Consider the following 23915-nt stretch of genomic DNA (forward strand, 5'->3'; position numbering starts at 1 on the left):
GGGGTTCCCACGCCCCCGAAACATGCCCATGCCCCGCGCCCTGCCGGTACGCGCTCTACCCGCACCGGTCCCACGTCTCCCCGGTCACCCCCCGCCCCCGCAGCACGGACTTGCGTACCTTTCCCGTCTCGGTGAGCGGCAACGCCGCGACCACGTCCACATACCGTGGCACCGCGAACGCGGGGAGCTCCGTCGCGCAGTGTCTCGCCACCTGCGCCGGGTCGAGCACACGGCCGGTGCGCGGGACGACCGCCACCATCACCTCGTCCTCGGCGAGTCCGGACGGGACCGGGAACGCGGCTGCCTCGGCGATGTCGGGATGTGCCCGCAGCGCGATCTCGACTTCGTAGGACGAGATGTTCTCACCACGGCGCCGGATGCAGTCCTTGACGCGGTCGACGAAGCGGAACCAGCCGTCGGGCTCGCGCACCACGCGGTCCCCGGTGCGGCGCCACGCGCCCGGAGCCGGGGCCGCATAGCCCAGGTAGCCCGTGGCGAAGGCATGTTCCTGGTCGGTGCGGACGACGAGTTCCCCCGGCGTTCCGTCCGGCACGCACGAGAGCTCCGCGTCGACGACCCGTGCCTCGAAGCCTTCGCGCACCGTGCCCATGTAACCGGGGCGGCAGTCCTCGGGTACGGAGCCGATGACCAGGTTGGTCTCCGTGGAACCGAACCCGTCGACGAGGGTCACGCCGAACCGCTCTCGGAACACGTCCCACAGCGCGCCGGGCGTGCCGGGGCCGAGCCCGCGCCAGGCCCGGTGCGCCCGGTCGTCGGGCCCGGGCGGCTGCGCGAGCAGCATCGGCACCATGGCGCCCAGCACATACACGCAGGTGGCCCGAGCCCCGGCGGCACGCGCCCAGTACCTGGACGCGGAGAACCGGCGATCCACGACCACCGAGGCCCCCACGGTCATCGCCTGTGCCAGCGCGTGAAGCGCGTTGGTGTGGAACAGGGGCAGGCATGTGTAAAGGGTGTCGTCGGGGTTCAGCCGCAGTGAGTCGGCCACGTTCCGGCCCCACCAGACGAACTGGGCGTGCGGGCAGCGCACGCCGCGAGAGGGACCGGTGGTGCCGGAGGTGAAGAGGATGGCGGCCGTGTCACCGGGACGGGAGGGGTAGGGGTCGAGCGCACGCGCGACGCCGTGGACGGGCGCCGACGACGAACCCGCCACCCATACCTGTCCCGCGTATCCCACCTCGCCCACACGCGCGGCCAGGTCCTCCTCAACGTAAAGGAACCGCGCTTCCGACTCGTCCAGTGCGTGCCGCAGCAGCCGGCCATGCAGTGCCGTGTTGAGCGGGACCACGACCGCACCGAGCCAGGCGCATCCGAGCACCACATCGACGAGTTCGACGCGATTGGAGAGCAGCGTGGCGACCCGGTCCCCCGGCCCACAGCCTCGGTCCGCCAGCGCGCCGGCCATCGTGGCTGCGGCCGTTCGCGTCTGCGCGTAGGTGCGACGGACGCCGTCGACGGTGAGGAAGGCCCGCTCGCCGTGGTCTGCGGCCGCCGCGTCGACCAGGCCGGGAATTGTCATGCGGTTCATGAACGGATGCTGTTCGCCTGCCTTCGGATGATCAAGAGCAGTGGTTCGCTGACCGGTCCGCCGCCGCCACGGTCCGCTCACCGGAACAGGTTCATAGGCAGGCGCAGCGTCTCGCCGGATGCTCGTGCCGCAGACCCACTGGAGCTGGAGGTCACGACGAGATGACGACGAGCGAACGTCCCCCCGCGGTGAAGAAGACCGCCGCGAGAGAGTCCACCCCGGCGCGCCGCGGATCCGCCGACAAGATCGGCCGCCAGGACTGGTCGTCCTGGCCCCACTACGACAAGGCGGCGTCAGGCTTCCGCGGCTACTGGTACCCGGTCACCTGGGCGAGCCACATCACCGGCGACCCCAAGCCCTTCACGCTCTGCGGCGAGAAGATCACGCTGATCCGTGACAGCGGAAAAGTGTACGCGCTGCACAATCGCTGCCCGCATCGCGGCGTCCCGCTGTCCGAGGGCAACCAGCAGTTTCCCGGCACTGTCAGCTGCCCCTATCACGGCTGGACGTTCGACCTGCCCACGGGCAAACTGTCCGCGGTCATCACCGATGGTCCCGGCTGCCGTCTCACGGGCAAGCTGGGTGTGCGCACGTACGCCGTCGAGGAGCGCCTCGGCATGGTCTGGGTGTACATGCCGGTCGCCGAGGAGGAACCGCACCCGATCGACGAGCAGCTTCCCGAGGAGCTGGTGTCGAACGCCTTCGTGATGGGCGGCCGCATCGAGCCGCGTGGCGGCAACTGGCGCTTCGCCTGCGAGAACGGCTTCGATGAGGGACACGCCAAGTATCTCCACCGGACGGCCCTGTGGCGGCTGTTCAAGCCGATGCCCACGTGGAACATCACCCGGATCGTGCCGAAGGACCGCTGGATCTACCGGGTCCAGGACGAGGTCTACTGGGAGGCCGACTTCCCGGGCGTGGGCCGCTGGTCCAACAAGCGGTGGTGGAAGAAGCGGCCGCCGGAGGAGACGTTCAACCTCGGCAACACCGGCAAGACCGACGCCGTCGACCCGGTGATCGAGGCCCAGGAGTTCCCCGGCTTCGCATCCCTGTCGATGCCGGGCGTGCTGCGGATCGCGTACCCCAAGTTCATCCACTACGAGTTCTACGTTCCGGTCGACGCGGAAAACCACCAGTACGTCGGCGTGATGGTCAACTTCACGCAGGGCTGGGACACGCTCCGCTTCTACGCCAAGTACCTGGGAGCCGTCCGCTGGCTGTTCCACGGCCAGTTCTCCGGTCAGGACGCCTGGATGGTCGACGTGACCGACGCCCCTCCGGAGAAGCTCTACCGCCCGGACGTGTCGCTGACTTCGTGGCGCAACCTCAGCGAGGAGGAGTACGGCAAGAAGCTCGCTGCCGCCGGCGTCACCGGCCCCGCCATGGACACCACGGAAAGGGAAGCCTGATCATGGTCCGCACTCTGTTCAAGATCCTCCTCGGTGTCGCCGTCGCGGTGGCACTCCCCCGCGCGAAGAGGCGCTTCGCCCGGACGACGATGACCCAGGTCCACCGGGTCAACCAGTGAGCGGCGACAACGAGCCCGACGGGCTCTCGGGGCTCACCGACCGGCGCCGCGGCTGGGTGACGGAGGCATGGCGACATGTCACCGAAGAGCGGCTGCGTGAGCTGGTCGTCGGCCTGGTCGGCGTCTCGAGCCCCACGGGCGACGAACGCCCCCTGGCCCAACACATCACGAAAAGCCTCGCATCGGTGGGTCTGCGAGCAGCCTGCCAGCCGATCGACGCACGGCAGGCGAGCTCCTGGGCGCGACTCGAAGGCGACGGCACCGGGCCCGATCTGATGCTGTACGCGCCCATCGACACCCTCACGGTGGGCGAGGAGAGCGAGGACGTGCCGTGGATCGGGCCGGCGCTGCGGGAGGACATGCGCTCCGAGGCCACCGTCTACGACGACCTGGTGACCGGCCTCGGCGCCTCCAACCCCAAGGGACACGCGGCCTGCGTGATGATGGCCGCAGAAGCGATCGCGCTGGCCGGAGTACCGTTGACCGGGGACCTGGTGGCCGCGTTCGGCGCCGGCGGCATGCCGACCAACGCCCGGCCGGGGAGCGACCGGCTCAACACCGGTCAGGGAGTGGGCTGTTCGTTCCTGCTCGAGCAGGGCCTCCACACCGACTACGCGGTCATCGCCAAGCCGGGGTGGACCGTGTCGTGGGAAGAGGTCGGGCTGGTCTGGTTCGACGTGACGGTACACGGCACCCACACCTACGTGGGCTCGCGCCACCGGCTCCCGTACGACAACGCGATCAGCCGCGCCGGCGACGTCGTACGGCACCTGGAGCGGTGGTTCGCCGAGTACGCGGAGCGGCACACCACTGGCACGGTCGCCCCGCAGGGCATCGTGTCGTCGGTGCGGGGCGGCTGGCCACGTACGGCCGCGGTGACCACGGCGGCCTGCACCCTGCGGGTCGACCTGCGGATCACCCCGGAGACGACGCCCGTGCAGGCGAAGCGTGAGTTCATCGCGGCCGTAGCGGACCTGAAGCGCGCGATGCCGGGGCTCGACGCCACGGTCGAGATGATCCTGGCCATCCCGGGGACCACCACCAGCCGGGAGAGCTGGATCTTCCGCAGCGCGGTCGCCGGATGGGAAGCCCTCGAAGGGCGCCCGCACGAGGTGGTGAACGGCAACAGCGGCGCGACCGACGCCAACATCCTCCGCGGGCGCGGCATCCCGACTGTCCGCGTCGGCATGCCGAAGGTCACCGAGGCGCCCTTCGACATCGACTTCGCCCGCGGTATGAACACCGTCTCCGTACGGGAGATGCAGAAACTGACCCGCCATCTGATCCGCACGGCGGTCGACACCGTCACCCGTTCACACGCGGAGTGCGACTCCGCCGTGGAGTCCGGGCCCGCCGTGGAGCCGGAAGGAGTATCGGCATGAGCGAGATCGTGCTCGGCGTGGGGGCCTCCCACAGCACGCTGATGAACACGCACTGGGAGGAAACCCTCCACAAGGACCGCGCCGAACGCTTCCGTGACGCGCTCCGCGCGGCCCGCGACGAACTGGCCCGGACCCGTCCCGACACAGTTGTCCTCATCGGCTCGAACCACTTCCGCGGTTTTTGGCTCGATCTGATCCCGCCGTTCACGCTGGGCGTGGGGGAATGCATCGCCAGTGGTGAGTCCGGCACTCCGAAGGGGCCCCAGCCGGTGGACGTGCCCCTGGCTCAGCACATCGCCGACTCACTGGTGGAGAGCGGGCGGTTCGATCCGGCGTTCTCCGCCCGGCTCCAGATCGATCACGGACAATCCCACGCCATCCAGTACCTGCTGGACGGGCTGGACGTGAAGATCGTTCCGTTGGTGGTGAACGTCTTCGCCCATCCGCTGCCGACCCTGGAGCGGTGCGACCAGTTGGGGCGCGCCATTCGTGACGCCGTACTCGCCTTCCCCGGCGACCGGCGCGTCGCCGTGGTCGGCTCGGGTGGGCTCTCCCACCGTCTGCCCTGGCCGAACTGGCGCGAACCGCACGGCGCGGACGAGGAGTTCATGGTCGGCGCATGGCTCAACGGCCGCGAGAACTGGCAGGACTACGACGCCCGTCGCCGCGAGATCATCCGGGCCGCCGAGGCTTCCCTCACCCCGGAGTTCGACAACGAGTTCCTGACCCTTCTCGAACGCGGCGAGGCCCACCGGATCACCGACTTCACGAGCGAGGAACTGGAGAAGGCCGCGGGCAACGGCGCACAGGAACTGCGGACGTGGCTGCTGATGGCCGCGGCCCTCGGCCATGCGCCCGCACGGCGTCTTGCGTACGAGCCGATGCCCGAGTGGCTCACCGGGATGGGCGTCGCGGTCATCGACCCGGTGGACGCGGACCCGGAGCAGCCGGCATGAAGGCGCCGGCCGACGTGGCGATGTCGGGTCAGCGCTTCCTCGCCGGACCAGCGCCCCACGCCTGCTCGTTCTCCGCGCGCCCAGCGGCGCTGGAATCCGAGGCCGCTTCGGACGCGGCCGCCGCGGCGGCCGGTGCCGACCCCATGAACTCCGTCCTGGGCAAGGTCCGTCCGATCCTGGAGGCTTTCACCTCCGACGACGCCGCTCTCTCGCTCGCCGAGCTGGTGCGCCGGTCGGGGGCGGCCAAGGCCACGGTGCACCGGCTGGCCCAGGAGCTCGTCACCTGGGGGCTTCTGGAGCGGGAGGGGTGCGACTACCGGCTCGGTCTGCGCCTGTTCGAGCTCGGGCAGCGGGTGCATCGCCAGCGCATTCTGCGCGAAGCCGTTCAGCCGTACATGGAGGACCTTCTCCTGATCACACGGGAGACGATTCACTTCGCCATCCACGACAGCCTGGACGTCGTCTACCTGGACAAGATCTTCCCGCACCGCGGGCTGAACGCCGAGTCACGGGTGGCGGGACGGCTTCCCCTGTACTGCACGGGCACCGGGAAGGCGATCCTTGCGCACTCACCGCCGTCGTTGTTCGTCGACGTGATCCGCAGCGGCCTCAAGCCGCTCACCCGGCATACCGTGATCTCACCGGGGCGGCTCCGCGCCCAGCTCGACGTCATCCGCCAGGAAGGGATCGCTCTGGAGTCCGAGGAGATCCGGCTCGGGTACGCGAGCCTGGCCGTCCCGGTGTTCGCCGGGGGCACCACGTTGGTGGGCGCGCTGTCCATCACCGCACCCACCTACCGGATGGACGCGGCGGGGCACGCGACCGCACTACGGACTGCTGCGCTGGGCATCGGCCGTTCACTGGCCTAGCCGCGCCACTCGCACGAGCATGAGACCGCGCCACCTCGCACGAGCACGAAGGGGCCCGCCGGACGGCGGGCCCCTCGCCGTGTTCTGGTGCCGCGACGCCTTCGCCGTACCCCCCTGACCAGCCGCGTCCTGCTCACCGGAACGACTCCGTAGGGAGAACCGCCCCTCGTTCCTAGGCTCACCGACATGAGCCAACTCACCGACGAAACCGGCGTCCTGAGCACCGACGTCCTGATCATCGGCGCCGGTCCGGCGGGTCTGTACGGCGCCTACTACGCCGGCTTCCGCGGCCTGACGGTGACCGTGATGGACGTCCTGCCGCAGCTCGGCGGGCAGATCAGCGCGATGTACCCCGAGAAGCCGATCTTCGACATCGCCGGCTTCCCGTCCGTTCGCGGCCGCGACCTGGTGGACGCTCTCGTGGGCCAGGCCGAGCCCTACTCCCCCCGCTACCTCCTGGGCCACCGAGCCACCGAGCTGACGCACGACGCCCACGGCATGCCGGTCGTGCGCAGCGACCAAGGGGCGACGGTACGGGCCAGGGCCGTCGTCATCACCGGTGGAGTGGGAACGTTCACTCCGCGTGCGCTGCCCGCCGGAGAGGAATTCCTCGGCCGCGGACTGGAGTACTTCGTGCCGGACCCCTCCGTTCACGCGGACCGGGACGTGGTGGTCGTGGGTGGCGGTGACAGCGCCTTCGACTGGGCGGCCCTCCTCGCACCGATCGCCCGTTCGGTCACCCTCGTGCACCGCACCGCCCGCTTCCGCGCCCACGCGGCGTCCGTCGAGAAGGTCCGCACACTCGGCGTGGAGATCGTCACCGACAGCGAGGTGAGCCGGCTCACCGGCACCGACCGGGTGGAACAGGCCGAGATCCGGCACCGCACTAGCAAGGAGATCCGCCTCGTCCCGGCCGGCACCGTCGTCGCCGCGCTCGGCTTCCTCGCCGACCTCGGCCCGCTGCAGCACTGGGGACTCGACCTCCAGGCGCGGAAGATCGCCGTCGACACCCACATGGCGACCAACCTGCCACGGGTCTTCGCGGCGGGCGACATCACCGACTACCCCGGCAAGGTCCGCCTCATCTCGGTCGGCTTCGGCGAAGCCGCCACCGCCGTCAACAACGCGGCCACCGTCATCGACCCGGGAGCTGCCCTGTTCCCCGGCCACTCCACCGAGAAGGAGCACTGAACACACCATGGCGTACGTCATCGGCGCGTCCTGCGTCGACATCATGGACCGGTCCTGCATGGAGGAGTGCCCGGTCGACTGCATCTACGAGGGCGAGCGCAAGCTCTACATCAACCCGGTGGAGTGCATCGACTGCGGCGCCTGCGAAGTCGCCTGCCCCGAACAGGCGATCACGGTGGACCGCAAGGCCGATCCCGACTTCCGCGAGGACAACAGGCGCTTCTTCACGGAGATCCTCCCCGGCCGCGACAGCGCCCTCGGCTCCCCAGGCGGAGCGACGCCACTCGGTCCTGTGGGCGTCGACACACCGCTGGTGAGCGCCCGATGAGCGCCGCGATCGTGGCGAAGGCAGCCGACGCCCTGCTGGCAGCCGAGCGCACGGGTGAGCCCTGCACTCCCGTACGGTCCCTGCTCCCCCGGGGCGACATCGACAGCGCGTACGGCGTTCAGCGCCTCAACGTCGAGCGCGGCCTGGCAGCGGGCCGTCGCATCGCCGGACGCAAGATCGGACTGACCTCCCCCGCCGTGCAGGCACAGCTCGGCGTGGACCAGCCGGACTTCGGAACGCTCTTCGCCGACATGGCCGTACCCGACGGCGGCACCGTCGCGGCCGGGCGACTCATCCAGCCCAAGGTCGAGGCGGAGGTCGCTCTCGTACTCAAAGCGGACCTGCCGCACCGGGAGTGCACGGTGGCGGACGTGATCCGGGCGACCGACTTCGCACTCGCCGCCCTGGAGATCGTCGACAGCCGCAACGCCGACTGGGACATCACCATCGTCGACACCGTCGCTGACAACGCCTCCAGCGGCCTGTACGTGCTCGGGGGCACCCCCGTGCCGCTGTCGGGCCTGGACCTGCGCGCCGTACGGATGACGATGACGCGCGAGGGCGCCGCGGAACCGGTCTCCACGGGCACGGGCGCGGACTGCCTCGGCTCCCCGCTCAACGCCGCCGCCTGGCTCGCCTCGACGCTGGCCGCGGCGGGCGACCCGCTGCGGGCCGGTGACGTCGTGCTCACCGGGGCGCTCGGCCCGATGGCCGCCGCCTCGCCCGGCGACCGTTTCGAGGCCCGGATCAGTCAACTGGGCCGTATCAGCGCGCAGTTCGCAAAGGAGGGACACACCGCATGAGTACCCGCACCAGGGCCGCCGTCATCGGCTCCGGAAACATCGGAACCGACCTGATGATCAAGATCCTCCGGCTGTCCGAGACGCTGGAGATCGCGGCGATGGCCGGCATCGACCCGGACTCCGACGGTCTGGCCCGCGCCCGCCGTCTGAAGGTCGCCACCACGCACGAGGGCGTCGAGGGCCTGGTGAAGATGGCGGAGTTCGCGGACGTGGAGTACGTCTTCGACGCTACCTCCGCCGGGGCCCACCGCCACCACGAGGACGTCCTGCGCCCCCTCGGCCGCACCCTCATCGACCTGACCCCGGCGGCCGTCGGCCCGTACGTCGTCCCATCGGTGAACGGCGACGCTCACCTGGCTGCCCCGAACGTCAACATGGTCACCTGCGGCGGCCAGGCGACCATCCCCGTCGTCGCCGCGGTCGACGCGGTCACCCCGGTCCACTACGGCGAGATCGTCGCCTCGATCTCCTCGCGCTCGGCCGGCCCCGGCACCCGCGCCAACATCGACGAGTTCACGGAGACGACCTCCTCCGCCATCGAGCAGGTCGGCGGCGCCGCCCGCGGCAAGGCGATCATCGTCCTCAACCCGGCCGAGCCCCCGCTGATCATGCGGGACACCGTGCACTGTGTCGTCTCCGCCTGCGCCGAGGAGGCCGTCACGGCGTCGGTCGAGGAGATGGTCGGCCGCGTCCAGGCGTACGTGCCCGGCTACCGCCTCAAGCAGAAGGTTCAATACGAGACGGTCCGCCCCGGCGACCCACTGCATTCCCTCGCCCCCTCCGGCACCGGCGAGGCGCTGAAGGTGTCCGTCTTCCTCGAAGTCGAGGGCGCCGCACACTACCTGCCCGCCTACGCCGGGAACCTCGACATCATGACGTCGGCCGCGCTGCGCACTGCCGAGCGCATGGCCGCGCACCACGCGACGGAGGCCGCCAAGTGACCAGTCTCTACGTCCAGGACGTCACCCTGCGGGACGGCATGCACGCCGTCCGCCACCGCTACACCACCGACCAGGCACGCTCCATCGCGGCCGCCCTCGACGCCGCCGGGATCGCCGCCATCGAGATCGCGCACGGCGACGGCCTCGCGGGCTCCAGCGTCAACTACGGCGTCGGCGCGCACACCGACTGGGAGTGGATCGAGGCCGTCGTCGACGCCACCAACACCGCCGTCCCCACCACGCTCCTCCTCCCCGGCATCGGCACCATCCACGACCTCAAGCAGGCCCACGCGCTCGGCATCCGCTCGGTGCGCGTCGCCACGCACTGCACCGAGGCCGACATCGCCGCCCAGCACATCGCCGCCGCGCGGGAGCTGGGCATGGACGTCGCCGGATTCCTGATGATGTCCCACATGGCCGAGCCCACCGAGCTCGCCCGCCAAGCCAAGCTGATGGAGTCCTACGGCGCGCACTGCGTCTACGTCACCGACTCCGGCGGCCGCCTCACCATGGACGGTGTACGCGACCGGTTCCGCGCCTACCGCGAAGTCCTCGACCCCGCCACCGAGCTGGGCATCCACGCCCACCACAACCTCGCCCTCGGTGTCGCCAACACGGTCGTGGCCGTGGAGGAGGGCGTCACCCGCGTCGACGCCTCCCTCGCCGGCCAGGGCGCGGGCGCGGGCAACTGCCCCCTCGAAGCCTTCGTCGCGGTCGCGGACCTCCTTGGCTGGAAGCACCACTGCGACCTCTTCCCCCTGATGGATGCAGCAGACGACCTCGTCCGCCCCCTCCAGGACCGCGAAGTGCGCGTGGACCGCGAGACGCTGAGCCTCGGCTACGCGGGCGTCTACTCCAGTTTCCTGCGCCACGCGGAGGCGGCAGCCGCCCGCTACGGCCTGGACACCCGCACCATCCTCGTCGAGGTCGGCCGCCGCGGCATGGTGGGCGGCCAGGAGGACATGATCACGGACATCGCGCTCGACCTGACGGCGCGCGACGCCAAGTGAGCTGGTCGGCAACCCGGTTGAAGGCCGACATCCGTATCCCGCCCTGCGACCGCGCCGACAAGGATCGTGGCGACGGTGCGCAGGGCGGAGGCGCTCGGCTTCGACAGCGCGTGGTCGGGCCGGCCTGCTACGGAGCATGACCGCCGCGCTGCGCGAGGGCCTTACGGTGCTGCGTGCGCTCATGAACGGTGACGAGTGCGCGTTCACGGGTCCGGCGCAGGATCACGCCATCGGTCGCCTCACCGGCGAGCCGGAGGTTGCGTGGCCCGCTCGCCACCGTGTGCAGCGGCACCGCGGGCTGCGGGTCGCGCAGCCGGGAGCGGACCGTCCCCCTGCACGCCGACGGCGCGCGTGCAGGGGGTGTTCCTGCAGCACGTCGGCTCGTACGCCCCGCCCACCGACCTCATCGAATCCGTCGGCGCCTCGGTGCTGCCGGCCCTGTGACGAAAGCGACTCCCGCATGACGGACACGAACACGCTGCGGAAGGGCTATGTGCCCAGCCGCTTCGGCCAGTTGCATTACGTGGAGACCGGCGACGGCGAGCCCGTACTGCTGCTCCACCAGACGCCCCGCTCCTGGACGGAGTACCTCGACGTGCTCCCCCTGGTCGGTGCCCGGTACCGGGCGATCGCGATGGACACCCTGGGCTACGGAGCGTCCGCGAAGCCCGAGGGGCAGCACACCATCGAACGCTTCGCGGACGGCGTCGGCGACCTGATCGAGGCGCTCGGCCTGCATCACTTCCACCTGGTCGGGCACCACACCGGCGGGGTGGTCGCCGTCGAGGTGGCAGCCCGATTCCAGGACCGCGTGGCAAGCCTCCTCCTTTCGGCGACGTCGTTCGTCGACGACGAGAAGCGGGGCTCCCGCGGGCGCGTCGACCATGTCGACCCCGCGCCGGACGGCACGCACCTGCGGCAGCTGTGGGACAACCGGCGCGGCTTCTACCAGCCGGGCGAGGAGGCGGCCCTGGGCCGGTACGTCATCGACGCGCTGACCGTCCTCGACCGTGTCGAGGAGGGCCACCAGGCGGTACGCCGCTACGCCATGGAACCCCGCCTGCCGAAGATCACCGCGCGCACGCTCGCGGTCTGCGCCCCCGACGACGGGTACTCCATGCCATCCCTGGCGAAGTTCGCGGCGGCGATCGGCTGTCCGACCCGAGTGCTGTCCGCAGGACACGCGGCGGCGCCGGAGCAGGTGCCGCAGGAGTTCGCCGCTACCGTCCTGGAGTGGGCCGGCCGCGGCTGACCCGGCAGGACGAGCGCGCCCCATCGGAGGGGACGCCGCATTTCCCCGCAGGCCTGCTGATCGCGAGGGTCGTCGCCCCCATGGCGGCGGCCCCGGAGCACCAGCGACGCGTGCGCGAAGGAGCGAGGGAAGCCGTGCCGTGGGCCCTCAGGGCTCCGTGGCCGCGGCGGCGGGCGTCGCGAGCAGTTCCCGGGTGATCAGCAGCGCCGATCCGGCGACGCCCGCAGAGAGCGAGGATCCCGCGACGATGACGCCCGGAAAGTAACCGGATCATCTACTTTCGCTCATCGATACCTCCATGCATGGTGCCGGCCGGCGGTGGTTCTGCCCGGGGAGGTCCGCCTTCAGTGCCGACGCTGGGCGGCCATCCACTGCCAGATGTGGGTTCCCTTGGTACTGGGGTCATTGCGGGCGACGTAGATCCACGACCAGTGGCCGACGAACCGGTAGCCGTTCCAGTCGACGTGGTCGTAGAGCGTCATCAGCGAGCCGGGGATCACATCGTGCGCGTGGGCGGTGTTGGCCTGCGGGTCCACGGTGGGGTCGTCGTTGGAGGCGACAAGCCAGCTGGGCGTGGTGATCTGCGCCAGCTCGCTGTCGGGGAGCAGAGGTGCGCTCCCGGGCGGGAAGGCCGTGACGATGCCGCAGATCGGCACGGAGGCGGCGAACAGATGGGGATAGACGGTGGTCATCTTCATGCTCATGTAGCCACCGTTGCTGCAGCCGGCAACGTAGATCCGGTCGCGGTCGATGTGGTTCCCGCGCGTGACGTCGCTGATGATCTCGTGAATGAGAGGGGCGAAGCGGGGACCGTCCTCCATCCAGTAGGAGGTGCTTTGCGGGGCGACGACATAGGCGCCGTCGAAGATGCGCTGTGCCTCGGGGGTGGCGAAGCCCAGGGCGCCGCGGTTGGCTCGCAGCGTGACTTCGTTGTCGTAGTAGTCGTTCGGCAGTGAGGCGCCCTCACCTCCGCCGTGCAGCCAGACGATCAGCGGGCGCTTGCCGCGTCGCGAGTAGCGGGAATCGGCGGGCGAGTACAGCCGGTACTTCATCCCCGAGCCGGATATGTGGGAGCTGAACGCGTCCACTTCGGGGTCCGAGAGCTGAGGGTTCTGCACGAAGGTGCCGATGGTGATCGACCGGTGATTGCGCAGGGCGATCGGGGCCCGTTGCGTGAGGGTGTAGACGAGGTCGAGCATCACGTTGCGGCCCTCGGTCGCGAGGTAGCCGAGCGTGCTCGCCCCTGACTGGCCTTCGCCATGAGCCAGTTCGAGCACGAGGTTGCCCTCGCGGTCGAGCCGCACAGCGGTCACCGTGCGGTCGAGGTCGTACGCGAGCCTGCTGTCGTCGGGGGTGAGGGCGAACGGGCGGGTGGCCTTGGCGTGCACGCCGAACGTGCCGGCGGTCAGACCGGCCGGGTCGATCGGGCCGAGCCGGGCGGTCTCGAGGGTGATCGAGGTGACTTGTTCGCCACCATCGAGCACCTGGGCGTTCAGGGTGAATCTCACGCTGGTGGGCGCACGGTCGACGGCGTACGCGGCGACGCCGGGCAAAGACAGCATGCCGGCACCGGCGCCGGCGCCGGCGGCCAGGATGGTGCGACGGCTGATGTGTGTTGCCATGCGAACTCCTCAAGGGGTGCGAAGGCTCTATCGCGGCCTGTGTGCCGAACCGAGCACGGCCGCCGTCGAGTGGGAGAAGGGTCGGCCTCGTCCGACTGGAGCTGAGGCGAGAACAGCTCAAGCGGGAACAGCTGGCAAAGGGGTGCTCGAACGAGGCGGTTCGTCAGGCAGGAAATGCGCTGCCCAACAGCGGATCGTGCTGAACTTCCTGAGAGGCCGGAGCGACGAGGGAGTCATCATGTGACTCGCTCGACAGGGGCGCGACGCTTGTGTTCCGCTCAGCGGACCGCGGCGCGGGAAAAACGAATCTCCGGCAGGTCTTCCTGCCGCCGCTGTCTGCTGCGCCCCGCTGCCGCGGCCGCCACACCGGCAAACGCCGCGCGGCACAGCCCGCATGACCTGGAAAGAACGCCTGGTCTCCTCGGGAGCCCTCTGGGACTTTCCTGGGACTTTCGGCCGCATCAAGGGGCACAAGCGTGAAACAACCGAAAGGCCATTTGCCCAGGTCAGAGGCTGATGGTCGAGCGTTCCTGCAGGTCAGCTGAGCGACTGCTCTCTTCCGGGACATCTAGGTCCCGGCGGAGGAGGCTCCCGCAGGCTCGTCAGGAGCTGGGAGCCTCCGCCTGGACGGGTTCGGCGGCCTCCTGGAGGCCGTCCGGCTCCGGGGAGCGGTGGGTGAGGCGGTCCTTGGCGGTGCGGCCCCGCCGCTCGACCGGGAGGACGCCGGTCGCCTCCGCGAGGCCGTACGGGGGCATGTAGGCGTAGATGGACTCGTAGGAGCCCTCGGGCGAGATGTACGACTCGTGCCAGAGGCCGACGTGACCCCGGACCTTGCCCGCCTTCTCCTTGCGGTTGATGTACTTCCACACCCGGTGGTGGAACATCTCGGGCGAGGCCGCGTAGCCGTAGAGCTTCTCCTTGGACTCCCAGTACTGGACCACGTAGTACGTACGCGGGGAGCCGGTGAGCAGGACGTGACCGAGCAGGCCCTTGCTGCGGTCCTTCTTCAGTTCGCCCAGCATCCGGAACATCGACAGCATCACGGGCAGCCAATGGTGCACCGCCCAGAAGTGGTTGATCCGCATGCCGATCAGCAGGACGACCGCGTCGCCCTCGACGGCCGCGGTGGTACGCCCCATGCTCACCTTGCCGGACATCTCGCCCACCCCTCGGTCGGTCACTTTTCCCTCGGTTGGACAACACGACTATCCAAGTCCCGCGTGGTTGGATAGTGACACTCACCAACGAGAGGTACAAGGGTGCGGCTGGCCGAATTGAGTGAGCGGAGCGGAGTCTCCCCCGCGACCATCAAGTACTACCTGCGGCAAGGGCTGTTGGCGCCCGGCGTCCGGGTCAGCGCGACCACCGCCGAGTACGACGAGAGCCACCTGCGACGGCTGCGGTTGATACGCGCCCTGCTCCAGGTCGGCAAGCTGCCGGTGGCGACGGCGCGCAAGGTGCTCGGACACGTCGACGACGCGTCCCTCGGCCGCACGATCCGGATGGGCGCCGCGCTCTGGGAGTTGCCGCACGGCCCCGACCCGGACGACGACAAGGACGAGGCCACTGCGGCGGCCAAGGTCGAGGTCGACCGGCTACTGGAGGCGGTCGGCTGGAACACCGCCCGCGAGATAGGCGAACTGTCGCCCGTACACCGGTCGTTGGTGGTGGCGGTGGCGGCGCTGATACGTCTGGGATACCGCTGGGACGCGGAACTCATGGCCCCGTACGCGGAGTTGATGCACCAGGCCGCGCGACGCGATCTCGACTTCGTGGAGACGCACCCTTCGGAGGCGGAGAAGGTCGAGACCGCGGTCGCGGCGGCAATACTGTTCCAGCCGGTGCTGGAGGCACTGCACCGGCTGGCGCAGGAGGAGGAGTCGGCCCGCAGGTACGGGCTGTAGGAGCACGGGAGGAGCGGGGCGGGACCCGGCCGTCATCTGCCGCCCCGCGAGAAGGACGGGTGGCTGCCCGTCGGGCTCCCTGGGACCGGGCCCATGTCACCGCGAAGTGGGGCACTCCCGCTTGTCGCCGTCAGTTTCCGCACCACCTTGATCAGCCGAGACCGGCTTCCGCGACGCGACGCAGGAGCGCGTGCAGGGTGTCGCGCTCGGCCGGGGCCAGCGGGGCGAGCAGGTCATCGGTGACGCGCTCACCTGCGGCTTCGGTGCTCTTCAGGAACTCCCGGCCCGCTTCGGCGAGGACCACGACACGGCTGCGGCGATCCCCCGGGGCGGGGCGGCGTTCGGCGAGGCCGAGGCGTTCGAGATCGTCGACGAGGCCGACGATGGCGCTCGGGTCGTAGCCGAGGCGGGCGCTCAGCTCGCGCTGGAGCGCGCCCTCGGAACCGGCGAGGAAGCGGAGCAGCGCGTAGTGGCGCAGGCGCAGGCCGGACTCCTGGAGCGAGGTGTTGAAGAGCTGGCCGGAGCGCAGGCCGAGGCGGTAGAGGAGGTAGCCGGTGTCGGCGTGCAGGCCGAGCATCCAGGGCTCCTGCGCGTCGATGGACTCTTCGGGCGAGGGCGTGCCGGGCTTGCTGATGGCGGGCTCCCTGGTCGGCGCGTACGGGGTACGGCCCACAGCATGACGCAGATCGAATGTTCCAACAACCATTGACGTCAACAATGATTGTCCTTAGCTTCGATTCAGGCAGTGCGGCCGGAACCCGCATCCCCGGCTCCTCCTCCAACTCACCCTCTGCGTAAGGACACTTCTGTGCCTTCTCCCGAGCTGACCGGCACGGTCGATCTGACCGGCAAAGTCGATCTGACCGGCAAAGTCGCCGTCGTCACCGGCAGCGGACGCGGCCTCGGACTCGCCTACGCCCGGGCGCTCGCCGCCGCCGGTGCGTACGTCGTCGTCAACGACCTGGACGAGGCCGTCGCCGAACAGGCCGTCAGGACGATCCGCGAGGCGGGCGGCACCGCGGTCGCCGAGGTGGTGGCCGTGGGCACGACCGAGGCGGCGGAGCGCCTGGTGGCGCGGGCGGTTTCCGCGTTCGGCCGCCTGGACGTGCTGGTCACCAATGCGGGCGTACTGCGCGACAAGGTGCTGTGGAAGATGTCCGACGAGGACTTCGACACCGTCATCGGCGTGCATCTGCGCGGCACTTTCGCCTGCGCGCGGGCCGCCGCCGTACGGATGCGGGAACAGGGCGAGGGCGGCAGTCTGATCCTGGTCGGCTCCCCCGCCGGTCAGCGCGGCAACTTCGGCCAGACCAACTACGCCGCCGCCAAGGCCGGTGTCGCGGCGATGGCCCGCACCTGGTCGATGGAGCTGGGCCGGGCGAAGATCACCGTCAACGCGATCGTGCCGGTGGCGGCCACCGCGATGACCGAGACCATCCCGGCCTTCGCCCCGTACGTCGAGGCGCTGCGCGGCGGCGAACCGCTGCCGGACTTCCTGCGCAAGGGCGAGGGCTTCGGCACCGCCGAGGACTGCGCGGCGCTCGTGCCCTTCCTCGCGTCGGAGGCGGCGCGCGGGGTCACCGGCCAGTGCATCGGCATCGGTGGCGACAGGCTGGCGCTGTGGTCGCACCCGCAGGAGGTGTCGGTCGCCTACGCGGACGGCGGCTGGAGCCCGGAGACGATCGCCGCTTCCTGGCACACGTCGGTGGGCGCCGAACCGCAGACCGTCGGCATCCCGGCCCCGACGATCCCGTCGAGCCCGTCGATCCCGACAACCCCGTCGAGCCCGGAGGCGTGACCCCGTGAGCACGACGAACGCAACACCCGCGACGACCGCAGCACCCGCGATGAACGTCGCCGACCTCGTCGCCGTCGACGTCCACACCCACGCCGAGGTCTCCGCCCAGGGCAACGCCTCCCTCGGCGACGACCTGGCCGACGCCTCCAGCGCCTACTTCAAGCTGGAGGGCCGCAACCGCAAGCCCACGCTCCCCGAGATCGCCGCGTACTACCGCGAGCGGCGCATGGCCGCCGTGGTGTTCACCGTCGACGCCGAGCACGCCACCGGCACCGCACCCGTCCCCAACGACGAGGTCGCCGAGGCCGCCGCCGCCAACGCGGACGTGTTGATCCCGTTCGCCTCGATCGACCCGTTCCGGGGCAGGGCGGGGGTGCGGCAGGCACGCCGCCTGGTGGAGGAGTACGGCGTCAGGGGCTTCAAGTTCCACCCGAACATCCAGGGCTTCTTCCCCGACGACCGCCTCGCCTACGGCCTGTACGAGGTGATCGAGGAAGCCGGTGCCGTCGCGCTCTTCCACACCGGGCAGACCGGCATCGGGGCCGGGGTGCCGGGCGGCGGAGGTATTCGGCTGAAGTACTCCAACCCGATGCACGTCGACGACGTCGCCGCCGACTTCCCGCACTTGAAGATCATCCTGGCTCATCCCTCCTTCCCCTGGCAGGACGAGGCCCTCGCGGTCGCCACCCACAAACCGGGCGTCCACATCGACCTGTCCGGCTGGTCGCCGAAGTACTTCCCGCCGCAGCTCGTCCAGTACGCCAACACCCTCCTCCAGGACAAGGTCCTGTTCGGCTCCGACTATCCGGTCCTCACCCCGGACCGCTGGCTCGCCGACTTCGACAAGCTGGGCATCAAGGACGAGGTCCGTCCGAAGATCCTGAAGGAGAACGCCGTCCGGCTGCTCGGCCTCGGCTCCCAGCCGCCCGCCTCCCCGTGATCCGCCACCTCCGAAGGGGCACGCAACGATGCGCAACGAGGGAATCGGGTCCTGGCCCGCACGCCGCGCCCGCAAGACCCCGCACCGCACCGCACTGATCCACCAACTCGCCGACCGGCAGCACGCGTTCAGCTACGCCGATCTCCACGACCGCAGCACCCGCCTCGCGCACGTCCTGCGCGCCCGGGGCGTCCGGCGCGGCGACCGGATCGCTCATCTCGGCCCCAATCACCCCTCCTTCCTGGAGACCCTCTTCGCCTCCGGTCTCCTCGGCGCCGTCTTCGTTCCTCTCAACACCCGGCTGGCGATGCCCGAGATCGCCTACCAGCTCGCGGATTCGGGAGCCCGCATCCTGATCCACCACCCCAGTGTGCCCGGCACCACTGACAACGGCCCCACAACCGCCCCTGACCTGCTGGAAGTCGGCCAGGACTATGAACGGGCGCTGGCCGAAGCCCCGTCCGACCCCATTGACGAGCCGGTCTCCCCGGACGATGTCTGCATCATCATGTACACCTCGGGCACCACCGGCCGTCCCAAGGGCGCCATGCTCACCCACGCCAACCTCGTCTGGAACGCGGTCAACGTCCTGGTCGACCAGGACCTCCGTGCCGACGAACGCGCCCTGGTCTCCGCCCCGCTCTTCCACACCGCCGGGCTCAACATGCTGACCCTGCCGGTGCTCCTCAAGGGCGGCACCTGCGTCCTCGTCGAGTCCTTCGCCCCGGAGACCACCTTCGACCTGATCGAGGAACACCGCATCACCTTCATGTTCGGCGTTCCCACCATGTACGAGCGGATGGCCGGCCACCCCCGCTGGCCCACCGCCGACCTCTCCTCGATGCGGCACCTGAACTGCGGCGGCGCCCCGGTGCCGACCGGCCTCATCGAGACGTACCAGCGCCGTGGTCTCACCTTCCAGCAGGGTTACGGGATGACGGAGGCCGCGCCGGGCACGCTCTTCCTCGACGCCGAGCACTCCGTCGAGAAGGCGGGCTCGGCGGGCGTGCCGCACTTCTTCAGCGACGTCGCCGTCGTCGGGCCCGACCTCGCGCCGGTGGCCGCCGGGGAGACCGGCGAGGTCCAGGTGCGCGGGCCGCACGTGATGCCGGGCTACTGGGGGCTGCCCGCCGAGAGCGCCGAGGCGTTCCGCGACGGATGGTTCCGTACCGGAGACATGGCACGGGTGGACGCGGACGGCTTCGTCACCATCGTCGACCGCCTCAAGGACATGATCATCTCGGGCGGCGAGAACGTGTACCCCGCCGAGGTCGAAGACGCCCTGCTCAGCCATCCGGACGTCGTGGAGTGCGCCGTCATCGGCGTGCGCGACGCGCGGTGGGGCGAGGTGCCACGCGCGGTCGTCGTCGTACGGGAGGGCGCGACGGCGGAACCCGGGGAGATCCTCGCGTCGCTGGACGGCCGACTCGCCAAGTACAAGATCCCCAAGTCCCTGGTGGTGGCCCGCGAACTGCCGCGCACCGCCTCGGGAAAGCTCGTCAAACCCCGCGTACGCGCCTTGTACGGCGCGTAACGCCCCATATCACCCTGAACTTTAAGAAAGAGGAAGAATTCCATGACCACCATCACCGTTGACGGCCTGGACGAACTCAAGAAGCTGGCGGGCACCGAGCTGGGCATCAGCGACTGGATCAGCGTCTCGCAGGAGCGGATCGACGGCTTCGCGGACGCGACCGGCGACCACCAGTGGATCCACACCGACCCGGAGCGCGCGAAGGACGGTCCGTTCGGCGCGCCGATCGCGCACGGGTACCTCACGCTCTCCCTCTTCATCCCGCTGTTCACCGAGCTGCTCGACGTGCGGGGTGTCACCACGAAGGTCAACTACGGCCTGAACAAGGTGCGTTTCCCCGCGCCCGTGAAGGTGGACTCCCGGCTGCGACTGTCCGCCACGCTGGCCGACGTGACGGACGTGGCGGGCGGGGTGCAGATCACCGTGGCCGGGACGATCGAGATCGACGGGTCGGCGAAGCCCGCGTGCGTGCTGGAGAGTGTGACGCGGCTGTACGTCTGAGGCTGACGGTCCGCACGGCGGCTGATCGCCGAGGAAGGTGAGCGTCAACGACTGCGGGCGCAGGGCTTCTTCGATGGTCACGCCACCACCGTGACCGTCCGTCAGCAGCCACCGACCGACGGCAATACGGTGCAAACCACCCGGAGACGGTCATCGAGCTTGCGTTCGAGGGTGGTTCGCGTGGTGGGATGCTCCGATGCGACCCCCCACACGCATGACCGCTCATCCCGACCATCCCCACGAATCACCTCACGAACCGTACGAAGACCAGACCCGCGGCGACCACCCCCACGAACGCCGCCCCCGCAATCCGTACGACGAGCTGGCCAGCCTCGCTCCTCCCGAGCCGGACTACGCCGCCTACGAGCCCGACGAACGCCTGCTCGGACTCGGCCTGAAGTCGGACGACGACGAGGACGACGACCAGTGGCAGCCGCCGAACCACCGCGGACGCAGTCGCCTCGGCGCGATACCCGTGGTCTTCAAGGTGGCCGCGACCATGCTGGTCGTGTGCGCGTTCCTGCTGCTCAGCGACCGTTTCGCAGTGATGTACGCCCAGGACAAGGCCGAGGAGAAGCTCAAGGAGACCCTGCACCTGGCGACCAGGCCGGAGGTCGACATCCACGGCTTCCCCTTCCTCACCCAGGTCTTCGACAAGCGCCTCGACCGGGTCGACGTGGCGGTTCCCGACGTGGCCGCCGACCGGGTGTCGATCGCCGAGGTACGGGCGACCGCGCGCGACATCAGCATCGTCGGCTCGCTGCCGACCTCCATCCAGGGCGCGGTCATCGGCAGTGTGGACGGTGACGTCCTGCTCTCCTTCGACGACCTGAACCGTGAACTCGGTTCGTCCCAGGCCAAGTTCAAGAAGGACGGCGAGAACCGCATCAAGGTGACCGGCGAACTGCCGATCGCCGGTACGAAGGTGCTGATCGGCGCGGAGGCGCACATCAGGCGCGACGGCGACCAGGCGGTGTCGACCACCATCGACCACATGCGTGTCGACATTCCCGGCCTGATCACCTACCGGCCCGGCAAGGACCGCGCCACCTCGGGTCTGCGGCTCCACCCGGAGGCGGCGGCCCGTCTCGCCAAGGAGGGGGCGAAGATCAAGTCCCTGCTCTCGGTGCCCTCGGTGGTGGAGCGGATCGGCGTGCCGAAGGAGTGGGTGCGGAAGGCCCTGAGCAGCGAGGAGGAGCTGCACCGGCTGACCGGTTCGCCCACGTTCGTGCGGCAGTTGATGAGCCTCAACCTGGTGGACGTGGTGATCGACCACCCGTGGCTGCTGAAGAAGGTGGGCATCGACCCGAAGATGATCGCCTCGCTGCTGGCGATGCGTCCGCCGGAGCTGTCCGAGAAGCTGTCGATGTCGTTCCGGCTACCGAAGACGCCGGGCGAGCTGCGGCTGCGGGAGATCAAGGTGGAGCCGGAGGGCATCCGGGCGGGCCTGAACGGGACCGGGCTGACGTTCGGGGACGTGGCGGCCAAGTAGTCCCAGCAGTCCCCGTAGTCCCAGCGGATCCCGGGCCGGGTGCGGCGGCACCCGGCCCTTCGCGCTCTTCCGGGGCGCGCGTTCCCGGGCGGGTCGCCGTAGGGCGCCTCGACCCGGCACTACCCGGGCCCGGGGGCACTCGACACCATAGTGCAATTTCACATATTACAGCTTGACCCGGGCAGCCGCTCCGGAGACGATCGGTCCATGTCCCTGGAACCCTTGAGCGACCCCTTCCTCGCCCTCTCCGCCAGAACCGGCCGCTTCTCCTACGGCGCCCCGCGCGCCACGACCTTCGCCGACGGCGGGAAGCTGCTCTTCTTCCTGCGCTCCGCCGGGCCCACCGACCCGTACGACGACCTCTGGGTCCTGGACACCGCCACGGGTGAGGAGCGGCAGCTCACCGAGTGCCGCGCCCTGGCCCCCGAAGGGGGTGAACCTCCGCTCGTCGAACGGCAGTTGAGGGAGCGCATCCGGCTCGTCGCCGCCGGGATCGGCCTCTACTCGCTCTCCGGCGACGGCCGCTTCGCCGTCTTCGCGCTGTACGGCCGCCTGTTCCGCGTCGGCACGGACCCGCAGGGCAAGCCGGAACCGCAGGAGATCCCCGCGCCTGGCCCGGTCTTCGACCCCCGGCCGAACGCCGACGGCTCGCGGATCGCGTACGTCTGCGAGGACCGGCTGTACGTCGCCGACTGCGACCGGGGCACATCGACGCAGGTCTCCCCCGACGACGGCGCCCGCTGGGGCATCGCCGAATTCGCCGCGGCCGAGGAACTGGGCCGCTCGCGCGGGCACTGGTGGGCGCCGGACGGCAGGACCCTCCTGTCGGCCCGGGTGGACGAGTCGGCGCTGCCCCGCCTGGACTTCGGCGGCGAGTTCGCCTATCCGCTGGCGGGCGGCCCCAACGCGGACGTGGGGCTGTGGGTGCTGCGCGAGGACGGGAACGTACGGCTGGAGTGGGACCCCGCGGCGTACCCGTACGTCACGGACGCCGGATGGGAGTCGGACACCGAGGTCCGGCTGACCGTGCAGGACCGGCTCCAGCGCGAGATGCTGCTGCTGTCCGCCGACCCGGCGACCGGCGCCACACGGGTGCTGTCGCGGACCACGCATCCACTGTGGGTCGAGCAAGTTCCGGGCACGCCCGGCCAGTTGGCGGACGGTCGGATTCTCACCCCGGGCGAGACCGAGGGCGGTGCGGCGCAGACACTGCTCGTGGACGGGCAGCCGCTCACGGGACCCGGCCTTCAGGTCCGGTCCTTCGCAGGCGAGTTCGGCGGCTCGCTGGTGGTCGAGGCGGCTTTCGACGAGCCCGCCGACCAGCACGTCGTCCTGCTCGACCCGGCCGACGGCACGGTGCGGGCCCTCACCGAGGGGCCGGGGGTGCACGGTGTCGTCGTGTCCTCGGGGGCGCTGCTGCTCGTCTCCGCCGTTCCCGGCGAGCAGGTCCGGCGCACCGTACACACCTCCGACGGGCGGGAGTTGACGCTCCGGAGCCTCGCCGAGCCCCTGCCGTACACGGTCGCGCCGCGCTTCGCCCGGGTCACCGAGCACCGGATTCCGACCCAGGTCGTACTGCCGCGCGGGCACGCCGCCGGGGAGCGTCTGCCCGTGCTCCTGGACGTGTACGGCGGTCCGGGCGCGCAGGCCGTGACCAGCGACCCCCGTGTGCAGCAGAACCGGCAGTGGTGGGCCGACCAGGGCTTCGCCGTGGTGACGGTCGACAACCGGGGCACCTCGAACGTCTCGCCCGCGTTCGCCCACGCCATCTACCAGGGCTTCGCCCACGTCGTGCTCGGCGACCAGGTGGCGGCCCTCCAGGAACTGGGCGCACTGCACCCGGAGTTGGACCTGAGCCGGGTGGCGGTGCGCGGCTGGTCGTACGGCGGGTACCTCGCGGCGCTCGCCGTACTGCGGCGGCCGGACGTGTTCCACGCGGCTGTGGCCGGGGCACCCCCGACCGACAGCCGTGAGTACGACACGGCGTACACGGAACGGTACTTGGGGCTTCCCGAGGACCACCCCGAGGTCTACGACCGGGTGGCCCTGCGCGCGGACGCCGCCGGACTGAGCCGACCGCTGCTGATGGTGCAGGGGCTCGCCGACGACAACGTGCACCCGACGCACGTCTTCCGCCTCTCGGAGGCGCTGACCGATGCGGGCCGGGAGCACGAGGTCCTGACGCTTCCGGGTGTCTCGCACATCCTCCCCGCCGGAGTGCGGGAGCAGCTGATGGTGCACGATCTGGCGTTCCTGCGGCGGTCGTTGCCGTAACCGAGAGGTCACCACGGAAAGAGCAGCGGGGCCCCGGGTGG

22 protein-coding genes are annotated in these 23915 nt (G+C 70.2%); 18 read left to right on the top strand and 4 right to left on the bottom strand.

The features are described from left to right. Positions 1 to 55 precede the first annotated feature (55 nt). Positions 56 to 1549 carry an AMP-binding protein gene (locus OG897_RS19160; protein ID WP_266658407.1) on the bottom strand — a complete coding sequence of 498 codons (1494 nt, stop codon included), beginning with the start codon at positions 1547 to 1549 and terminating at the stop codon, positions 56 to 58. Positions 1550 to 1710: 161 nt separating this feature from the next. Here OG897_RS19160 and OG897_RS19165 point away from each other — a divergent pair, with 161 nt between their 5' ends. From OG897_RS19165 to OG897_RS19215, 11 genes are all read left to right on the top strand, one after another. After that, positions 1711 to 2958, top strand: a complete 1248-nt coding sequence (locus OG897_RS19165; RefSeq protein ID WP_203183084.1) for a Rieske 2Fe-2S domain-containing protein — start codon at positions 1711 to 1713, stop codon at positions 2956 to 2958. A 115-nt stretch (positions 2959 to 3073) separates the two neighbouring features. Beyond that, complete coding sequence (locus tag OG897_RS19170) at positions 3074 to 4459, top strand: peptidase dimerization domain-containing protein (RefSeq protein ID WP_266658410.1); 1386 nt, start codon at positions 3074 to 3076, stop codon at positions 4457 to 4459. Next, a complete protein-coding gene (locus OG897_RS19175) occupies positions 4456 to 5415 on the top strand; it encodes a catechol 1,2-dioxygenase (protein ID WP_069737873.1) in 960 nt (319 codons plus the stop codon). Before OG897_RS19170 ends, OG897_RS19175 begins: the two co-directional genes overlap by 4 nt. Next, entirely contained in the window at positions 5412 to 6284 is an 873-nt protein-coding gene (locus OG897_RS19180; protein ID WP_237667212.1) for an IclR family transcriptional regulator, read from the top strand. Before OG897_RS19175 ends, OG897_RS19180 begins: the two co-directional genes overlap by 4 nt. Before the next feature lie 186 nt (positions 6285 to 6470). Beyond that, positions 6471 to 7475 carry an NAD(P)/FAD-dependent oxidoreductase gene (locus OG897_RS19185; protein ID WP_266658418.1) on the top strand — a complete coding sequence of 335 codons (1005 nt, stop codon included), beginning with the start codon at positions 6471 to 6473 and terminating at the stop codon, positions 7473 to 7475. A gap of 7 nt (positions 7476 to 7482) precedes the next feature. Continuing rightward, complete coding sequence (gene fdxA, locus OG897_RS19190) at positions 7483 to 7803, top strand: ferredoxin (protein WP_069737871.1); 321 nt, start codon at positions 7483 to 7485, stop codon at positions 7801 to 7803. Next, entirely contained in the window at positions 7800 to 8606 is an 807-nt protein-coding gene (locus OG897_RS19195; RefSeq protein WP_266658422.1) for a 2-keto-4-pentenoate hydratase, read from the top strand. The genes fdxA and OG897_RS19195 overlap by 4 nt, the downstream gene beginning before the upstream one ends. Then, positions 8603 to 9547 carry an acetaldehyde dehydrogenase (acetylating) gene (locus tag OG897_RS19200; RefSeq protein ID WP_203183080.1) on the top strand — a complete coding sequence of 315 codons (945 nt, stop codon included), beginning with the start codon at positions 8603 to 8605 and terminating at the stop codon, positions 9545 to 9547. The genes OG897_RS19195 and OG897_RS19200 overlap by 4 nt, the downstream gene beginning before the upstream one ends. After that, positions 9544 to 10557 (top strand): 4-hydroxy-2-oxovalerate aldolase, encoded by a 1014-nt coding sequence (gene dmpG, locus OG897_RS19205; RefSeq protein WP_203183079.1) that lies wholly within the window; start codon positions 9544 to 9546, stop codon positions 10555 to 10557. Before OG897_RS19200 ends, dmpG begins: the two co-directional genes overlap by 4 nt. 460 nt (positions 10558 to 11017) lie before the next feature. Next, a complete protein-coding gene (locus OG897_RS19210) occupies positions 11018 to 11809 on the top strand; it encodes an alpha/beta fold hydrolase (RefSeq protein ID WP_086672930.1) in 792 nt (263 codons plus the stop codon). A gap of 139 nt (positions 11810 to 11948) precedes the next feature. Next, positions 11949 to 12074 carry a hypothetical protein gene (locus OG897_RS19215; protein ID WP_266658427.1) on the top strand — a complete coding sequence of 42 codons (126 nt, stop codon included), beginning with the start codon at positions 11949 to 11951 and terminating at the stop codon, positions 12072 to 12074. Between the two features lie 79 nt (positions 12075 to 12153). On the opposite strand, the gene OG897_RS19220 is transcribed toward OG897_RS19215, so the two are convergent. Next, positions 12154 to 13431 carry a PHB depolymerase family esterase gene (locus OG897_RS19220; RefSeq protein ID WP_266658428.1) on the bottom strand — a complete coding sequence of 426 codons (1278 nt, stop codon included), beginning with the start codon at positions 13429 to 13431 and terminating at the stop codon, positions 12154 to 12156. 602 nt (positions 13432 to 14033) lie between these two features. Continuing rightward, positions 14034 to 14588: a DUF4188 domain-containing protein gene (locus OG897_RS19225; protein ID WP_266660311.1), complete on the bottom strand. Its 555-nt coding sequence runs from the start codon at positions 14586 to 14588 to the stop codon at positions 14034 to 14036. A gap of 102 nt (positions 14589 to 14690) precedes the next feature. Here OG897_RS19225 and OG897_RS19230 point away from each other — a divergent pair, with 102 nt between their 5' ends. Continuing rightward, positions 14691 to 15335 (top strand): MerR family transcriptional regulator, encoded by a 645-nt coding sequence (locus OG897_RS19230; protein ID WP_266658429.1) that lies wholly within the window; start codon positions 14691 to 14693, stop codon positions 15333 to 15335. 151 nt (positions 15336 to 15486) lie between these two features. On the opposite strand, the gene OG897_RS19235 is transcribed toward OG897_RS19230, so the two are convergent. Then, complete coding sequence (locus tag OG897_RS19235; protein WP_266660313.1) at positions 15487 to 15912, bottom strand: MarR family winged helix-turn-helix transcriptional regulator; 426 nt, start codon at positions 15910 to 15912, stop codon at positions 15487 to 15489. 231 nt (positions 15913 to 16143) lie between these two features. On the opposite strand from OG897_RS19235, the gene OG897_RS19240 reads away from it, so the two are divergent. The 6 genes from OG897_RS19240 (at position 16144) to OG897_RS19265 (ending at position 23874) form a co-directional block, all read left to right on the top strand. Continuing rightward, the gene (locus tag OG897_RS19240; protein ID WP_323188082.1) at positions 16144 to 17133 is read left to right on the top strand and encodes an SDR family NAD(P)-dependent oxidoreductase; all 990 of its coding nucleotides are present in this window, start codon (positions 16144 to 16146) and stop codon (positions 17131 to 17133) included. Positions 17134 to 17182: 49 nt separating this feature from the next. Next, a complete protein-coding gene (locus OG897_RS19245; RefSeq protein ID WP_266660317.1) occupies positions 17183 to 18073 on the top strand; it encodes an amidohydrolase family protein in 891 nt (296 codons plus the stop codon). A gap of 28 nt (positions 18074 to 18101) precedes the next feature. Then, positions 18102 to 19607 carry a long-chain fatty acid--CoA ligase gene (locus OG897_RS19250; protein ID WP_266658430.1) on the top strand — a complete coding sequence of 502 codons (1506 nt, stop codon included), beginning with the start codon at positions 18102 to 18104 and terminating at the stop codon, positions 19605 to 19607. A gap of 42 nt (positions 19608 to 19649) precedes the next feature. Then, the gene (locus OG897_RS19255) at positions 19650 to 20108 is read left to right on the top strand and encodes a MaoC family dehydratase (protein WP_266658431.1); all 459 of its coding nucleotides are present in this window, start codon (positions 19650 to 19652) and stop codon (positions 20106 to 20108) included. A gap of 214 nt (positions 20109 to 20322) precedes the next feature. Further along, positions 20323 to 21600, top strand: coding sequence for a DUF2993 domain-containing protein (locus OG897_RS19260; protein WP_266658432.1), 1278 nt, complete (start codon positions 20323 to 20325; stop codon positions 21598 to 21600). Between the two features lie 207 nt (positions 21601 to 21807). Then, on the top strand, positions 21808 to 23874 hold the full coding sequence (locus tag OG897_RS19265) for a prolyl oligopeptidase family serine peptidase (RefSeq protein ID WP_266658433.1): 2067 nt from the start codon (positions 21808 to 21810) through the stop codon (positions 23872 to 23874). Positions 23875 to 23915: the final 41 nt, after the last annotated feature.

Origin of the sequence: Streptomyces sp. NBC_00237 (assembly GCF_026342435.1) — a bacterium.
GTDB lineage: Bacteria > Actinomycetota > Actinomycetes > Streptomycetales > Streptomycetaceae > Streptomyces.

Coding starts and splice junctions, on each gene's coding strand:
- OG897_RS19160 (WP_266658407.1), bottom strand. CDS start 1,549: ATGAACCGCATGACAATTCCCGGCCTGGTCGACGCGGCGGCCGCAGAC.
- OG897_RS19165 (WP_203183084.1), top strand. CDS start 1,711: ATGACGACGAGCGAACGTCCCCCCGCGGTGAAGAAGACCGCCGCGAGA.
- OG897_RS19175 (WP_069737873.1), top strand. CDS start 4,456: ATGAGCGAGATCGTGCTCGGCGTGGGGGCCTCCCACAGCACGCTGATG.
- OG897_RS19180 (WP_237667212.1), top strand. CDS start 5,412: ATGAAGGCGCCGGCCGACGTGGCGATGTCGGGTCAGCGCTTCCTCGCC.
- OG897_RS19185 (WP_266658418.1), top strand. CDS start 6,471: ATGAGCCAACTCACCGACGAAACCGGCGTCCTGAGCACCGACGTCCTG.
- fdxA (WP_069737871.1), top strand. CDS start 7,483: ATGGCGTACGTCATCGGCGCGTCCTGCGTCGACATCATGGACCGGTCC.
- OG897_RS19195 (WP_266658422.1), top strand. CDS start 7,800: ATGAGCGCCGCGATCGTGGCGAAGGCAGCCGACGCCCTGCTGGCAGCC.
- OG897_RS19200 (WP_203183080.1), top strand. CDS start 8,603: ATGAGTACCCGCACCAGGGCCGCCGTCATCGGCTCCGGAAACATCGGA.
- OG897_RS19210 (WP_086672930.1), top strand. CDS start 11,018: ATGACGGACACGAACACGCTGCGGAAGGGCTATGTGCCCAGCCGCTTC.
- OG897_RS19220 (WP_266658428.1), bottom strand. CDS start 13,431: ATGGCAACACACATCAGCCGTCGCACCATCCTGGCCGCCGGCGCCGGC.
- OG897_RS19225 (WP_266660311.1), bottom strand. CDS start 14,588: ATGTCCGGCAAGGTGAGCATGGGGCGTACCACCGCGGCCGTCGAGGGC.
- OG897_RS19235 (WP_266660313.1), bottom strand. CDS start 15,912: ATGCTCGGCCTGCACGCCGACACCGGCTACCTCCTCTACCGCCTCGGC.
- OG897_RS19245 (WP_266660317.1), top strand. CDS start 17,183: ATGAACGTCGCCGACCTCGTCGCCGTCGACGTCCACACCCACGCCGAG.
- OG897_RS19250 (WP_266658430.1), top strand. CDS start 18,102: ATGCGCAACGAGGGAATCGGGTCCTGGCCCGCACGCCGCGCCCGCAAG.
- OG897_RS19255 (WP_266658431.1), top strand. CDS start 19,650: ATGACCACCATCACCGTTGACGGCCTGGACGAACTCAAGAAGCTGGCG.
- OG897_RS19260 (WP_266658432.1), top strand. CDS start 20,323: ATGACCGCTCATCCCGACCATCCCCACGAATCACCTCACGAACCGTAC.
- OG897_RS19265 (WP_266658433.1), top strand. CDS start 21,808: ATGTCCCTGGAACCCTTGAGCGACCCCTTCCTCGCCCTCTCCGCCAGA.